Source organism: Plantibacter sp. MCCC 1A11337 (genome assembly GCF_013349365.1).
GTDB classification, from domain to species: Bacteria; Actinomycetota; Actinomycetes; order Actinomycetales; family Microbacteriaceae; genus Plantibacter; species Plantibacter flavus_A.
Window position 1 is genome coordinate 1,550,141 of the sequence record NZ_JABJWX010000001.1, and the last position, 15,045, is coordinate 1,565,185.

Annotated in this window: 14 protein-coding genes; 13 read left to right on the forward strand and 1 reads right to left on the reverse strand. The window is 70.3% G+C overall.

Translation table 11 applies throughout. From position 1 onward, the window contains the following. Positions 1 to 10 precede the first annotated feature (10 nt). The 13 genes from HOW07_RS07155 (at position 11) to HOW07_RS07215 (ending at position 13,881) form a co-directional block, all read left to right on the forward strand. A complete protein-coding gene (locus HOW07_RS07155) occupies positions 11 to 919 on the forward strand; it encodes an ABC transporter ATP-binding protein (protein ID WP_175116449.1) in 909 nt (302 codons plus the stop codon). Between the two features lie 54 nt (positions 920 to 973). Then, complete coding sequence (locus HOW07_RS07160; RefSeq protein ID WP_175116450.1) at positions 974 to 2,035, forward strand: aliphatic sulfonate ABC transporter substrate-binding protein; 1,062 nt, start codon at positions 974 to 976, stop codon at positions 2,033 to 2,035. Positions 2,036 to 2,066: 31 nt separating this feature from the next. Next, positions 2,067 to 2,906 (forward strand): ABC transporter permease, encoded by an 840-nt coding sequence (locus tag HOW07_RS07165; RefSeq protein WP_079001316.1) that lies wholly within the window; start codon positions 2,067 to 2,069, stop codon positions 2,904 to 2,906. Positions 2,907 to 3,056: 150 nt separating this feature from the next. Next, entirely contained in the window at positions 3,057 to 4,490 is a 1,434-nt protein-coding gene (locus HOW07_RS07170) for a DUF6421 family protein (protein WP_175116451.1), read from the forward strand. A 133-nt stretch (positions 4,491 to 4,623) separates the two neighbouring features. Then, complete coding sequence (locus tag HOW07_RS07175; protein ID WP_175116452.1) at positions 4,624 to 6,027, forward strand: sensor histidine kinase; 1,404 nt, start codon at positions 4,624 to 4,626, stop codon at positions 6,025 to 6,027. Further along, a complete protein-coding gene (locus tag HOW07_RS07180) occupies positions 6,024 to 6,731 on the forward strand; it encodes a response regulator transcription factor (protein ID WP_079001312.1) in 708 nt (235 codons plus the stop codon). The genes HOW07_RS07175 and HOW07_RS07180 overlap by 4 nt, the downstream gene beginning before the upstream one ends. A 63-nt stretch (positions 6,732 to 6,794) precedes the next feature. Beyond that, positions 6,795 to 7,799 (forward strand): aldo/keto reductase family protein, encoded by a 1,005-nt coding sequence (locus HOW07_RS07185; protein WP_175116453.1) that lies wholly within the window; start codon positions 6,795 to 6,797, stop codon positions 7,797 to 7,799. A gap of 187 nt (positions 7,800 to 7,986) precedes the next feature. Beyond that, entirely contained in the window at positions 7,987 to 8,871 is an 885-nt protein-coding gene (locus HOW07_RS07190) for an ABC transporter ATP-binding protein (protein ID WP_064295522.1), read from the forward strand. Further along, the gene (locus tag HOW07_RS07195; protein WP_314140066.1) at positions 8,868 to 10,019 is read left to right on the forward strand and encodes an ABC transporter permease; all 1,152 of its coding nucleotides are present in this window, start codon (positions 8,868 to 8,870) and stop codon (positions 10,017 to 10,019) included. The genes HOW07_RS07190 and HOW07_RS07195 overlap by 4 nt, the downstream gene beginning before the upstream one ends. Further along, positions 10,016 to 10,453 (forward strand): hypothetical protein, encoded by a 438-nt coding sequence (locus tag HOW07_RS07200; RefSeq protein ID WP_175116454.1) that lies wholly within the window; start codon positions 10,016 to 10,018, stop codon positions 10,451 to 10,453. The genes HOW07_RS07195 and HOW07_RS07200 overlap by 4 nt, the downstream gene beginning before the upstream one ends. 161 nt (positions 10,454 to 10,614) lie before the next feature. Next, positions 10,615 to 11,724 carry a low specificity L-threonine aldolase gene (locus tag HOW07_RS07205; RefSeq protein WP_175116455.1) on the forward strand — a complete coding sequence of 370 codons (1,110 nt, stop codon included), beginning with the start codon at positions 10,615 to 10,617 and terminating at the stop codon, positions 11,722 to 11,724. A gap of 92 nt (positions 11,725 to 11,816) precedes the next feature. Further along, entirely contained in the window at positions 11,817 to 13,262 is a 1,446-nt protein-coding gene (thrC, locus tag HOW07_RS07210; protein ID WP_175116456.1) for a threonine synthase, read from the forward strand. 277 nt (positions 13,263 to 13,539) lie between these two features. Then, on the forward strand, positions 13,540 to 13,881 hold the full coding sequence (locus HOW07_RS07215; protein ID WP_147427131.1) for a hypothetical protein: 342 nt from the start codon (positions 13,540 to 13,542) through the stop codon (positions 13,879 to 13,881). A 115-nt stretch (positions 13,882 to 13,996) separates the two neighbouring features. On the opposite strand, the gene HOW07_RS07220 is transcribed toward HOW07_RS07215, so the two are convergent. Then, positions 13,997 to 14,938: an NADP-dependent oxidoreductase gene (locus HOW07_RS07220; RefSeq protein WP_175116457.1), complete on the reverse strand. Its 942-nt coding sequence runs from the start codon at positions 14,936 to 14,938 to the stop codon at positions 13,997 to 13,999. Between the last annotated feature and the right edge of the window lie 107 nt (positions 14,939 to 15,045).

The following is a 15,045-nucleotide window of genomic DNA, read 5'->3' on the forward strand; positions in this document are numbered from 1 at the left end:
CCCGAGACCCATGACGAACGCTGCCACAAGCCCGCTCGCCGCGAGCTCGAAGGACGCCCGAGGCGCCTCCTCCGTCGACTCGGCGGAGCGCGCCTCCACGGTCGCGTTCGCCGGGGTCGGCCGCACCTTCGCGAGCGGCGTCGGCAAACGTGCCGACGCCCCACGGCCCGTGCTGCGCGATGTCACGATCACCGCCGAGGCCGGTGAGGTCGTGGCCATCCTCGGCACGAGCGGCTGCGGCAAGTCCACCCTGTTGCGGATCGCGGCCGGTCTCGACCACCCGACCGCCGGCTCCGTGCTCATCGACGGCACACCCGTCGCCGGCATCGACCCGCGCACGGCCTTCGGCTTCCAGGAGCCTCGGCTCCTCCCCTGGCGCACCATCGCCGCGAACGTCGCACTCGGTCTGCCCAAGCGGACACCCGCAGCCGAAGGACGTGCCCGCGTGGCCGAGCTGCTCGAACTCGTCGGGCTCGCGGACTTCGCCGAGCACCGCCCACGGGAGGTCTCCGGCGGCATGGCGCAACGCGCCTCACTCGCCAGGGCCCTCGCCCGCCGGCCGGGCGTCCTGCTCCTCGACGAGCCGTTCGGCGCCCTCGACGCCCTCACCCGGCTGAAGATGCAGGACCTGCTGCTCGCCATCCACCTCGCCGCGCCCACCACCATCCTGCTCGTGACCCACGACGTCGACGAGGCCCTCCAGCTCGCCGACCGGGTCATCCTCCTGGGTCGCGAGGAGGGACAGCCCGGTTCGACCATCGCGCAGACCGTGACCGTCCCCGGCGACCGCCCGCGCGACCGCGGGTCGGCAGAGCTCGCCGAACTTCGCGGCCGTCTCCTCGACGGACTCGGCATCGACCGCCACGGTCTCGCCCGCGGCGACCAACGACTGCCGTCCATCCCGCACTTCCCGTACTGAGCCACCCACCACCTCCGCCGTCATCCCGCACCGATCCACAGCAAGGACCAACGCATGACCTCACGACGCCGCTTCACCATCTCCCGCGCCGGGCGCGCGGCCCTCGTCGCCGCGACCGCCGCCGCAGCACTCCTCCTCAGCGGCTGCGTGGCGGGCGAGAACGCTCCTGCAGCCGGCGGCGACAGCACCGCCGGCACCACCGAGGGCGGCACGCTCAACATCGACTTCGCGACCTACAACCCGCTCTCCCTCATCATCAAGGACCAGGGCTGGCTCGAGGACGCCCTCGACGACCAGGACATCACCGTCAACTGGGTCCAGTCGGCCGGCTCCAACAAGGCCAACGAGGCGCTGCGGGCCGACGCGATCGACGTCGGGTCCACAGCCGGTTCCGCCGCGCTCCTGAACCGGGCGAACGGATCGGCCATCCAGGCGATCGACGTCTTCTCGCAGCCCGAGTGGTCGGCGATCGTCGTCGGCCAGGGCTCGACGATCACGGACGTCGCCGAACTCAAGGGCAAGAAGGTCGCCGCCACGAAGGGCACCGACCCCTACTTCTTCCTCCAGCAGGCGCTGGAGGAGGCCGGCCTGTCCGCCGCAGACGTCACGATCGAGAACCTCCAGCACGCCGACGGCTGGGCGGCCCTGCAGAACGGCTCCGTCGACGCCTGGGCCGGTCTCGACCCGATCATGGCCGGCGCCGAGGAGGCGGGCGCGAAGCTCATCTACCGCAACGTCGACTTCAACAGCTACGGCATCCTGGCCGCGACCGAGTCCTTCATCGACGAGCGTCCGGACGTCGCGCAGACCGTCGTGAACGCCTATGAACACGCTCGTGAATGGGCCGCGTCGAACCCCGATGAGACGGCACAGATCCTCGCGGACGCCGCGGGCCTCGACCTCGCCGTGGCGACGAAGGTGATCACGGAGCGCTCGAACCTCGACGTCGACCCGGCCCCGGGCAAGGCCCAGGAGCAGGTCCTGTCGATCATCGGCCCGATCTTCGTGGAGTCCGGCGACGTGTCGTCGCAGGACAAGGTCGACGACGCCCTGGCCGACCTCTTCAACCCGAGCTTCGTGGACGACGCGGACCCGTCCGCCATCGGCGCGAAGTAGTCCGGCGCCTCAACCGTCCCGAGAGGAAACCATGACCGAGTTCGCCGGTCTCGGCACCACCGCAGCCGCGGGTGCCCAGGCGACCCAGTCCGGCCGCGAAGCACGCGCGGTCCTCGGGTCCCGCAGGATCGTCGTCGTCCTCGGCGGCTTCATCGTCCCCGTCGTCATCCTCGGAGCCTGGCAGCTCGTCACCGCGCTCGGCCTCGTGCCGGCCTCGCAACTCCCGGCACCCGCCGAGGTCTGGGCGGCCGGCGTGGACCTCGCGCAGCGCGGCTGGCTGCAGCAGGACGTCGCCATCTCGGTGCAGCGGGTCCTCATCGGCTTCCTCATCGGTGCGGTCCTCGGCCTCGTCCTCGGCGCGGTCGTGGGGCTCTCGCGCCTCGGCGACATCCTGCTGTCGACGACCTTCGCGGCGATCCGCGCCGTCCCGTCGCTCGCGTGGGTCCCGCTGCTCATCCTCTGGTTGAAGATCGGTGAGGAGTCGAAGATCACGCTCATCGCGATCGGCGCGTTCTTCCCGGTGTACACGACGGTCTCCGCCGCGCTCCGCCACGTGGACAAGCACCTGGTCGAGGCCGGCCGCGCCTTCGGCCTGAACGGTGTCGCGTTGTTCCGGACGGTGCAGCTGCCAGCCGTGACGCCCTCGGTCGTCTCCGGCCTCCGACTCGCGCTCGCGCAGTCGTGGCTGTTCCTCGTGGCGGCGGAGCTCATCGCCTCGTCCATGGGACTCGGATTCCGCCTGGTGGACTCGCAGAACAACGGCCGGGTCGACCGCATCTTCTTCGTCATCATCGTGCTCGCGCTGCTCGGCGCGATCACCGATGCGCTCGTCGGTGTCCTCGACCGCTGGATCAAGCGCCGCTGGGGATAGCGGTCGGCCGTGCAGTTCCCCGGCGTGAACGGCCGAATGTTGCAGCGAAGTCGCTCCTGACGCAAGAAATCCGCACCCCCTCCGCCCCTACGCTCGAAGGAATCGTCACCCACCCCGGGCGACGCCTGCGCACGCGGAAGGAGGTTCACCATGTCGAACGTCGCCACCACCCACACGAAGAGCATCGTCGGAGAGCCGGAGGTCGTCGAAGACGCCGCCGCACTCGTCGGGCACCCGGCCTGGACGGACCTCAAGGCCGCCGCGACCGCGCTGCAGGCCGTCCAGGTGAAGGACGGCTCGATCCCTGAGTCGAGCGACCACGAGTCGGCGGCAGGGCACGTCGCCACGATCGTCGCGAGTGTCCGCGCCCTCGCTCCGAACTTCCCGCACGACGCCGAGTACCTCGACGCCCTCGTCGCCGACTTCGACCGCTGGGAGCGCGACGGCTTCGGCGTCCCGGACTTCCTCGACTCGCTCGTCGCCTTCCACCCCGAGCGGCACCGCGTGGACGGCCTGGCACACCTCGTCGTGTTCCCGATGGTCACGCAGAACGGTTCGACCGACCGCCACATCGAGGCCGTGCTCGTCGAGGTCATCTGGCCCGAGTTCATCGCCGCGCTCGAGGCCGGCGACTACACGAACGCACTCTTCGTGCCGATCCGCTTCCTCGACTTCACGCCGGGGTACGACACGAACTCCGCGGTCCTCTTCCCCGAGACGGTCGCGATGCGCGCGATCCCGGCGTTCACCTGGGGCGCGATCTTCCAGGACCGCGAGGCGGCCCGGTACCGTCGGGTCGTCCGAGCCGCGGCCGAGATCACCAAGCTCGACCTCCCCGCCGACGCCGCGTCCCTCCTGGACGACCAGCAGCTGGCCGAGGAGACCTTCGTCATGTGGGACCTCATCCACGACCGCACGCACATGCGCGGTGACCTCCCGTTCGACCCGTTCATGATCAAGCAGCGGATGCCGTTCTTCCTGTACTCGCTCGAGGAGCTGCGCTGCGACCTCACGGCGTTCCGCGAGTCGGTCCGGCTGGAGCGCACGCTGACGACCCGAGCGGAGACCGAGACGCTCGACGCGGCGGACGTGGCGATCCTCGAGCACGCGAAGCTCGTCCAGTACGCGATCATCTTCGACCGCATCTTCCGGTTCGCCATCACCGGCTCGCGCGTCCGGAACTACGACGGCGTCGGCGGCCAGCTGCTGTTCGCGTGGATGCACCAGCACGGCGTGCTGCACTGGACCGACACGAGACTCACGATCGACTGGGACGAGGTCCCCGACGTGGTCGTGCGGCTCGGCGAGAGCATCGACGAGCTGTACTGGCGATCGATCGACCGTCCGAAGACCGCGCACTGGCTCGCCGCGTACGAGCTCGTCCGGACGACGCTGACGCCGCACCCCGCGTCGCAGTGGGCGCGTGGGCTGTCCGACGAGATCCTCAGCGGACCGCCGCGTGGACTCACCGACGCGGTCCTCGACGACGAGTTCCCCCTGTCGATGTTCTACGAGGCGCTCGGCAAGAAGATGGCGGACGTCATCACGTCGACCGCCGGGATCACGGGGCGATCCGCGGCCTGACCCGACCGTGCCGCGGAGGAGCCCGGAGCAGCACTCTCCTGAGTGCCGCTCCGGGCTCTTGTTCGAGGCCGGGCCGCCGCGCTCCGTCGCTCGACGGATGTCCCCGGCGGGGCGTCGCGCTAGCGTGGACGGCATGAGCGAGCCCGCCGTCGACCAGCAGGAGGACCGCCGGGTCGACCCCTACGACGCCGAGTGGCGACGTCCGGCCGCGACGCCGTCGGAACAGCGGTCCGACGTCATCCTCGCCATCGCGCTCGGCGTCGGCACCCTCCTCAGCCTCACGCTGTACACGATCGCCGGGTTCTACCCCGAGCCCGCACCGATGTGGGCGTCCGTCCTCTGGGCGATCGGCATCACCGCGCCGCTCGCGTTCCGTCGCCGCTTCCCGTGCTCCGTCTCGATCGTCGTCGCCGTCATGTTCATCGTGGGCGGCACGGTGCTCGTACCCGAGGTCCTCTTCACGAACATCACCCTGTTCCTCGCGATCTACACGGTCGGGGCGTGGGTCCCGAACCGACGTCGCGCCGCACTCGTCCGCGTGCTCATCATCGTCGCCATGTTCGTCTGGCTGCTCGTCTCCATGTTCATCCAGGCGACCGACCCCGACTCGTTGCCGAGCCTCTCCCGGGTGGGGCTCTTCTCACCCCTCGTGGCCTTCATCCTCATCCAGATCCTGACGAACATCCTCTACTTCGGAGCCGCGTACTTCTTCGGCGAGCGCGTGTACCAGTCCTCCCGGGAACGGGCGGCGCTCGAGCAGCGCACAGCCGAGCTCGAGGCGGAGCGCGCCCGGTCCGCCCGGCAGGCGGTCGCCCTCGAGCGGGTGCGGATCGCGCGCGAGCTGCACGACGTCGTCGCCCACCACGTCTCGGTCATGGGGGTGCAGGCCGGTGCCGCGCGCACCGTGCTCGATGCGAACCCGGCCGCCGCGCGGGATGCACTCACGAACGTCGAGCTCGGCGCACGGAGCGCGATCGACGAGCTGCGCAAGATGCTCGGCACCCTCCGCGCGCACGGCGAACCGACCGACGAGGAGAGCAGCCCGTCGACCGTCGGCGTCGGCCAGCTGGGCCGGCTCGCCGACGAGTCGACGGCGAACGGGCTGCCGACGAGGTTCGAACTCGTGGGCACACCGGTCGCGATCCCGGCCGTCGTGTCGTTCAACCTCTACCGGATCGCGCAGGAGGCGCTCACGAACGCCCGCAAGTACGGTGGCACCACGGCGACGGCCGAACTCAGGCTCCGCTATCTGGACGACGCGGTCGAGCTCGAGGTCACGAACACGGGGACCGTCCCGACGGTGGCCCGCCGCGGTGGGCTCGGGCTCATCGGGATGCGGGAGCGCGTGGCGTCGTCAGGCGGCGTCCTCGAGGTCGGGGCACGCGCCCGCGGCGGCTTCCTCGTGCGGGCCGCCATCCCGCTCGGCCGGCCGGGCGACCAGGCGATGGAGCCCGTCGCCGCGTCCATCGCCGACGCCCGCCTCGCCTCCGCCGCCGCAGGACGACCCCGGACCACCACCACGAAGGACCAGGCATGACCGAGCAGCCCACCCGCATCCTCCTCGTCGACGACCAGGAGCTGCTGCGTGCGGGCTTCCGCATCATCCTGGGCTCACAGCCAGGGATCGAGATCGTCGGCGAGGCGTCGGACGGCGCCGAGGCCGTCGCGCTCGCGACGACGCTCGCGCCGGACGTGATCTGCATGGACGTCCAGATGCCGGGTATGGACGGTCTCGAGGCCACCCGTCGGATCGTCGCGGATCCCGAGGTGCACGCCGCGGTCCTCATCCTCACCACCTTCGACCGCGACGACTACCTGGCCGAGGCGCTCCGGGCCGGTGCGAGCGGGTTCCTCCTGAAGAACTCCTCGCCGGAGGAACTCGTCGCAGCGGTCTCGGTGATCGCGGGCGGAGAGGCGCTCCTCTCGCCGGCGGTCACCCGCCGGGTCATCGAAGGGTTCACCCGGCAGGCCCCAGCCGTCGAGGACGCCGTGGAGGATCACACCGCCCCGGCCGGGCCGACGACCGGCGCAGACTACGACCAGCTGACGGAGCGCGAACGCGAGGTCCTGCAGTTGGTCGCCCAGGGCCTGTCCAACCAGGAGATCGCGACCACGCTCTTCGTCGGCGAGGCGACCGTGAAGTCGCACGTCTCGAAGGTGTTGCAGAAGCTCGCCCTCCGCGATCGCATCCAGGCGGTCATCTACACCTACGAGCACGGGCTGGCGTCGCCGCGGAGCTGAGGGTTCGCTCCGTCTCCGCGCAACCCCGTCGGTCGGTCGGATGCGAGGAGTAGCGTGACGACCATGGAATTTCGATACCTCGGCAACAGCGGACTCAAGATCTCAGAGATCATCTTCGGCAACTGGCTGACCCACGCCTCGCAGGTGGAGAACGACGTCGCCACGGCGAGCGTTCGCGCCGCCCTCGACGCCGGCATCACCACCTTCGACACGGCCGACGCCTACGCCAACACGGCGGCGGAGCAGGTGCTCGGCGACGCCCTCAAGGACGAACGACGCGCGAGCCTGGAGATCTTCACGAAGGTCTACTGGCCCACCGGCCCGAAGGGGCACAACGACGTCGGGCTGTCGCGCAAGCACATCATGGACTCGATCGACGGTTCGCTCACGCGTCTCGGCACCGACTACGTCGACCTCTACCAGGCCCACCGCTACGACAGCGAGACGCCGCTCGAGGAGACGATGCAGGCCTTCGCCGACGTCGTCCGGGCGGGCAAGGCGCTCTACATCGGTGTGAGCGAGTGGAACGCCGAGCAGCTGCGCGCCGGCCACGCCCTGTCCAAGGAGCTGGGATTCCAGCTCATCTCGAACCAGCCGCAGTACTCGATGCTGTGGCGGGTCATCGAGGAGGAGGTCGTCCCCACCTCGCGCGAACTCGGCATCTCCCAGATCGTCTGGTCGCCGGTGGCGCAGGGCGTCCTCAGCGGCAAGTACCTGCCGGGTGCAGAGCTCCCGCAGGGCAGCCGGGCCACCGACGAGAAGGGCGGCGCCGACACCATCAAGCGCTTCCTCGACGACGAGGTGCTCACGGCCGTCCAGCAGCTGAAGCCCATCGCCGACGAGCTCGACCTCACCATGGCGCAGCTGGCGCTCGCCTGGGTGCTGCACAACGACAACATCGCCGGTGCGATCGTCGGGGCCTCGCGTCCCGAGCAGGTCACCGCGAACGCCGCCGCGGCCGGTGTGAAGCTCGACGACGCGGTCATCGCCCGCATCGACGAGGCCATCGGCTCCGTCGCCGAGACCGACCCCTCGAAGACGGTCTCCCCGGAGTCCCGCCCCGCCTGATCCAGCGCTCAGCTGGTCCACGACGCCCGGTATCCCCCACTCGACGGAGAAGGGGACCGGGCGTCGTCGCGTCAACCCGTCCTGCGGCGGATGCCGGTGGCACACTGCGCCGCGTAGCGTGATCGCCATACCGGGAGAACCCGACGCAGGACACTCGGTCCAGCACGCAGATCACAGGAGGCGGCCGATGCTCGAACTCAGCCACATCGACAAGTCGTACGGCGAGCGGAAGGTGCTCGACGACGTCAGCTTCCAGGTCGCCCCCGGCCGCATGACGGGGTTCGTCGGCGGGAACGGCGCCGGCAAGACGACGACGATGCGCATCCTGCTCGGTGTCCTCGCCGCGAACGCCGGGACCGTCACCCTCGACGGCACCCCGCTCACCCCGGAGGACCGCCGCCGGTTCGGCTACATGCCGGAGGAGCGCGGCCTGTACCCGAAGATGCGGGTCGAGGAACAGCTCGTCTACCTGGCCCGTCTCCACGGGTTCACGACCCACGCCGCCAAGCGCAACGCCGGCGAACTGCTCGAGCGCCTCGGCCTCGGCGAGCGCCGGAACGACGCCCTCGAGAGCCTGTCGCTCGGCAACCAGCAGCGGGCGCAGATCGCCGCGGCGCTCGTCCACCACCCGGACGTCCTCGTCCTCGACGAGCCGTTCTCGGGCCTCGACCCGATGGCGGTCGACGTGGTCGTCGGTGTGCTCAGCGAGTTCGCCGCAGACGGCTCCCCCGTCCTGTTCTCCAGTCACCAGCTCGACATCGTGGAGCGCCTCTGCGACGACCTCGTGATCATCGCCGGTGGCAGGATCCGCGCCTCCGGCTCGCGCGAGTCACTCCGCGAAGCCCATGCCGGCAACCGCTACGAGCTGCTCACCGCGGCCGACACCGGCTGGCTGCGCGAGCGTCCGGGGATCTCCGTCGTCGACTTCGACGGCGGCTACGCCCTCTTCGACGCCGACGACGCCCAGGCGGCGCAGGCCGTGCTCCGTGAGGCGCTGACCCAGGGCGACGTCACGAGCTTCGCCCCCCTCCGACCCACCCTCGCCCAGATCTTCAAGGAGGTCATCCAGTGACCACGGCAACCGAGTCCCCGATCCAGCCCGCCGGTCGTCGTCGCTCCGGCCCGGCCTCCCCGAGCCTCGTGCAGAGCATCGGTCTCGTCGCCGAGCGCGAGGTCAGGATGCGACTGCGGAGCAAGACGTTCCTCATCTCGACGGGCATCCTCCTCCTCGTGATCCTCGCCGGCATCGTCGTCGGTGGGTTCCTCGCGAAGAACACCGCCTCGGAGACCACGAAGATCGCGGTCGTGGGGAACGCGGGTGCGGGACTCGTCGACGGCAAGACCTTCGACGTGACCGAGGCGGCCGACGTCGCCGCCGCTGAAGCCCTCGTGAAGTCGGGCGACGTCGAGGCGGCGATCGCACCCGCCACCGACGACAACCCCACCGGGGTCCAGGTCATCTTCGACTCCGAGGCCTCCAACACGCTCATCATGCAACTGAGCGCGCAGCCGCAGGTCACCATCCTCGATCCCGACGCCGACGCCTCCGCCGGCTTCCTGCTCTACATCGTGTCGCTCGGATTCGGTCTCGTGTTCTTCGTCTCCGCCACCACCTTCGGGGCGTCGATCGCGCAGAGCGTCGTCGAGGAGAAGCAGACCCGCGTCGTCGAGATCCTCATGTCCGCCATCCCCGTGAAGGCGCTCCTCGCCGGCAAGGTGCTCGGCAACAGCATCCTGGCGTTCGGGCAGATCCTGGCGATCGCTGCGCTGTCGGTGATCGGGCTGACGGTGACGGGCCAGACGGAGCTGCTCGCAGGACTCGGGACCCCGGTCGTCTGGTTCGTGGTGTTCTTCGTGCTCGGCTTCATCCTGCTGGCGGCGCTGTTCGCCGCCGCCGGATCGCTGGTCTCGCGTCAAGAGGACATCGGTTCGACGACGACCCCGATTACGATGCTGATCATGATCCCGTACTTCGCCGTCATCTTCTTCAACGACAACCCGGTGGTGATGACGATCATGTCCTACGTGCCGTTCTCGGCAGCCGTGGGCATGCCCGTCCGTCTCTTCGTCGGCTCGGCGCAGTGGTGGGAGCCGATCCTGTCCCTGCTGATCCTCGCGATCACGGCGGCGCTCGTCATCCTCGTCGGCTCGCGGATCTACGAGAACTCGCTGCTCAAGATGGGCGGCCGGGTCAAACTGACGGAAGCGCTCAAGGCATGAGCGGGCTCGGCGGGATCGACGAGGTCTTCAACCCGGGTGCCTTCGAGGCCAAGCAGTTCCTCGACGCCGAGCAGCGCCTCCCCGCGCCGGCCCCGCTCGCGGGCGACCCGGCGGGCGACATCTACGGCGACGACCCCATCGTGCTCGACCTCGTCGATGAGGACGAGGAGGACCAGGACGCCCGGCTGACGCCCGAACAGGCCGCCGCGCTCGCGGCCGAGCAGCCGGCTCAGCCCTCCGCCGAGGACGAGCAGCAGGCCGCCGTCGCATCCTCGATCGCCGTGCACGCGCTCGCCTACGAGCACGCGCTGGCGCAGGAGACCCCGGACGCGGAGCCGGAGCCCGGTGCGCACGCCGACGTCGACGCCGCGATCGACGCCGTGCCCGAGGAGAGCGTCCCCTCCTCCGACGGCCCGCGTCACGCCGCCGACTGACCTCGCTTCTCGGTTCACCATTCAGGAGCGCCGCGGCGCGTCCCTGCCGACACGCATGGTGCGGGGGCGCCACGCCCGGGCGCTCCTGAATCGTGAACATGCCCGACGGCGACCCGAGCACGCAGGAAGTCGGCCCGCGATGCACGGAAGCTGCGTGTGGCATGCGCGAGGATGGATCAGTGACCGATTCTCTGCATGACACCAGCATCCGCGGCTTCGCCTCCGACAACTACTCCGGCGTCCACCCCGAGATCCTCGACGCCCTCGCGGCGGCCAACGGCGGCCACCAGATCGCCTACGGTGAGGACGACTACACCCGTCGGCTGCACGAGGTCTTCGCCGATCACTTCGGCCGCGACGTCGCCGTGTTCCCCGTCTTCAACGGCACCGGCGCGAACGTCGTCGGCCTGCAGTCCATGCTCCCGCGCTGGGGTGCCGTCATCTCGGCGTCGACCGCGCACATCAACTCCGACGAGGGCGGCGCGCCGGAGCGGGTCGGTGGCATCAAGCTCCTGACGGTCGACGCCCCCGACGGCAAGCTCACGCCCGACCTCATCGACCGCGAGGCGTGGGGCTGGGGCGACGAGCACCGTGCACAGCCGCTCGTCGTCTCGATCACGCAGACCACCGAGCTCGGCACCCTGTACACGCCCGAGGAGATCCGCGCGATCGCCGACCACGCGCACGGTCATGGCATGAAGCTGCACCTTGACGGTGCCCGCATCGCCAACGCCGCAGCAGCCCTCGGCGTCCCGCTGCGCGCGTTCACCGCCGATGCCGGCGTCGACGTGCTGTCCTTCGGCGGGACGAAGAACGGGCTCATGTTCGGCGAGGCCATCGTCGTGCTCGAACCGTCGGCGTCGGAGGGCCTCGTCTACCTCCGGAAGCTCAACATGCAGCTGGCGTCGAAGATGCGCTTCGGTGCGGCGCAGCTCATCGCCCTGCTCGAGCCGGCGGCTGACGGTGGCGACGGGCTCTGGCTCCGCTCCGCGACCCACGCCAACGCGATGGCCGCGCGCCTCCGCACCTCCCTCGAGGCCCTCATCGCCGCCGGCGAGGCACCGGGACTCGGCTTCAGCCAGCCGACGCAGGCCAACGCCGTGTTCGCGACCCTTCCCGCGGGCGTCCCCGACCGTTTGCGGGAACGCTTCCGCTTCTACGACTGGGACGCCGCGAAGGGCGAGGTCCGCTGGATGTGCTCGTTCGACACCACCGAGGACGACATCGACGCGTTCGTCGCCGCGATCCGCGAGGAACTCGCCCGCGCGTAGCGGCCGGTCACGATGCCGGCAGGCCTCTGCGCGTCGACCCCCGATATGGCAAGGTTGGAGATCGGGCTTCCAACCGGATGAGAGAGACGGTCATGCACTATCAGTCGACGCGGGGCCACGATCTGCCCCAGCACTTCTCGGACATCCTCCTCGGCGGGCTCGCCCCGGACGGGGGCCTGTACCTCCCGGCCGAGTACCCGCAGCTGACCGCTGAGGAGCTCGAGTCGTGGCGCGAGCTGTCCTACGCCGACCTCGCGTACGCCGTGCTGTCGAAGTTCGCCGACGACATCCCCGCAGCCGACCTCCAGGACATCGCCCGTCGCACCTACACCGCCGAGGTGTACTCGAACGGCCGCGCCGGCGACGACGCCTCGCTCATCACCCCGCTGCGTATCCTCGGTGAGGAGGGCGGCACCGAGCTGCAACTCCTCGGCCTCTCGAACGGCCCGACGCTCGCCTTCAAGGACATGGCGATGCAGCTGCTCGGCAACCTCTTCGAGTACACGCTCGCGAAGAGCGGCGACGAGCTCAACATCCTCGGCGCGACCTCCGGCGACACCGGGAGCGCGGCCGAGCACGCCATGCGCGGCAAGACGGGGATCCGGGTCATCATGCTGAGCCCGCACGGCCGCATGAGCAGCTTCCAGCGCGCGCAGATGTTCAGCCTCCAGGACGACAACATCGTGAACCTCGCCGTCGAGGGCAACTTCGACGACTGCCAGGACATCGTGAAGGCCGTCTCGAAGGACGCTCCGTTCAAGGCGCTCCACGCCGTCGGTACGGTCAACTCGATCAACTGGGCCCGCGTCGTCGCGCAGGTCGTGTACTACGTACACGGCTGGCTCCTCGCGACCGACGGTCCGGGCCAGAAGGTGTCGTTCTCGGTGCCGTCCGGCAACTTCGGCAACGTCTGCGCCGGGCACATCGCCCGCTCCATGGGGCTGCCGATCGACCAGCTCGTCGTCGCGACGAACGAGAACGACGTCCTCGACGAGTTCTTCCGCACGGGCGTCTACCGCCCACGCTCGGCGGCCGAGACGCACCACACGTCGAGCCCGAGCATGGACATCTCGAAGGCGTCCAACTTCGAGCGTTTCCTCTACGACCTCGTCGGTCAGGACGCGACCCGCCTCGGTGAGCTGTTCCGGTCCCTCGACGAGGAGGGCGGGTTCGACCTCTCCGGGACGCCCGAGTTCGAGCGGATCAGCGAGTTCGGCTTCGTCTCTGGCCGCAGCACCCACGCCGACCGCGTCGCCACCATCCGCGACGTGCACGAGCGCTACGGCGTCACGATCGACCCGCACACCGCCGACGGCGTCACGGTCGCCCGTCGCCACCTGCGCGAGGGCGTCCCGATGCTCGTGCTCGAGACCGCGCTGCCGGCGAAGTTCGCCGAGATCGTCCGCGAGGCGCTCGGCGAGGAGCCGGAGCGTCCCGAGGCGTTCGAGGGCATCGAGGGTCTCGAGCAGCGATTCGAGATCGTCCCGGCCGACGTCGACCGCATCAAGGCGATCATCGCGCAGCACACCGGCCGCTGACCCGCCCCGCTCCCTGAGCCCGTCCCGGCCCCGATCCCTGAGCCGACTCGGTCCGTGAGCTCGCGCAGGTCCCTGAACCTGCGTCGGTCCCTGAGCCCGCGCCGGTCCGTGAGCCCGCGCCGGTCCCTGAGCCCGCGCCGGTCCCTGAGCCTGTCGAAGGGCATCCGACCGCGCCGTCGACACCGCGTCCGGTCCGACGGGGAACACGGAGGATAGGCGTCCGGCGTCCCGGAGCCAAGCCCCAGCGACGACCCGGCGTCCGCTCTACGCTGCCCTCATGAGCAATCCCATGGATCCAGCAGCAGCAGACGCCCAGCGCGACGCCCTCGCCCACGGCGGTCCGGGCGCCCAGGCACACGTGCCCGGTGAGGACCAGACCGACAGCTCGGTCGGCGGTGTCGTTCCCGACGGCGGTGCGGTCGACCGCTCGGCCGACGACGCGGCCCCCGGCGACGGCGGTCTGAGCAACGCCGGTGACGGCGTCGGTGGTGACGACGTCGTCGGCGACGCCGGACTCGACGACGCGGACACCGAGGATGCCGTCGAAGACCTCGACGACCAGGACGACCTCGCCGACCGCGCGCCCGTCGGCGACAGCTTCGGCGAGGGCCCGGAGTAGCTCCCCGGTCCCTGAGCCTGTCGAAGGGCACTCCCGCTCAAGTCACTCCGGTCCCTGAGCCTGTCGAAGGGCACCCCCGCCCGAATCCCCCCGGTCCCTGAGCCTGTCGAAGGGCTCAGGGGACCAGGATGAGCTTCCCGCTCGGGTGACCCGACTCGCTCTCGCGGTGCGCCTCGGCGGCCTCGGCGAGGGGCCGGACGGTGCCGAGTTCGAAGTGGAACCGTCCCTGCTCGACGAGGGACGCGACCGCCGGGATCGCCTCCGCCCGCCAGGCCTGCTCCTGCTCCGTGAGCGGGAGCGGGTTTCCGCCGGACCACGCCTGGATCCCGAGGTCGGCCGCCTTCGCGCCGACGACGATCGTGCCGATGTGCTGACGGTCCTCGACCAGCTCGAACGAGGCCTCGAGCGCCTCGTCGGTGCCGACGGCGTCGAGCACACGGTCGACACCCTGCGGAGCGGCCTCGCGCACGCGCTCCACGAGCCCGGGACCGTAGGTGACGGGGATCGCCCCCAGCTCCCGCAGACGTGCGTGGTTCCCTTCGCTCGCGGTGGCGACGACGGTCGCTCCCCAAGCCACGGCGAACTGCACGGCGGCGTGCCCCACCGAGCCCGACCCACCGTGGATCAGGAGGGTCGTCCCCTCGGTCACGCCGAGCGAGCGCAGTGCTTGATAGGCCGTGCTCACGGGGATGCCGATCGCCGCCGCCTCCTCGAAGGAGATGGCAGCCGGTTTGCGGATGATCTGGTCGGGTGTGACGACGACGTGGGTCGCATACGTCCCGGAGGCGTTGACGACGACGACCTCGTCGCCGATCGACCAGCCGTCGACCCCGTTGCCGACCTCGACGACGACGCCGGCGCCGTCGCTCCCGACGCGTCGGGTGCCCTGCAGCTCACCGCCGCGGAGGCCGCTGCGGAGCTTCCAGTCGATCGGGTTCACGCCCGCGGCTCGCACCTCGACGACGAGTTCGCCGGGGCCCGCCTGAGGCGTCGGCACCTCGACGAGTTCGAGGACGTCGGCCGAGCCGAGCTGCTGGTACTGGATGACGGTCGCCATGTCGTTCCCTTCCCGAGATGCGCCTGCGCACCCCTGATCGGCGTCCGCCACGCTTCGCGGCGGCCCTCCGAGGCTACTCCCGACGCTCCTCCACAGCCCCTCGGAAC